This is a genomic window from Halorubrum sp. SP9, from assembly GCF_005435015.1.
GTDB classification, from domain to species: domain Archaea; phylum Halobacteriota; class Halobacteria; order Halobacteriales; family Haloferacaceae; genus Halorubrum; species Halorubrum sodomense.
Genome location: NZ_SGXU01000827.1, coordinates 1 through 208 on the forward strand (window position 1 = coordinate 1; position 208 = coordinate 208).

General features: G+C 64.9%; 1 pseudogene. It reads right to left on the bottom strand.

Annotation, left to right across the window (positions count from 1 at the left end):
- Positions 1-208 (bottom strand): annotated as a pseudogene (locus EXE45_RS21185) (hypothetical protein); the annotation flags it as partial.

Below are 208 nucleotides of genomic sequence, written 5' to 3' on the forward strand. Positions count from 1 at the left end.
GTGATGACTCCGAACGCACCGGAGGGTCGCCCGACTCTGAGCAGCGTGTACAGCTCCTGTCCGGTGATGGGAAGCCACGATGGGTCCGCGGCGGTCAGCCAGAGTGACAGCGGGAGTTCCGCGACAGACCAGACTGGGATGAACAGCACGTATATCGCGAGTCCACCGATGAGGGCGCGCGTCTGCGTCGACACCGCCGCAGAGAACC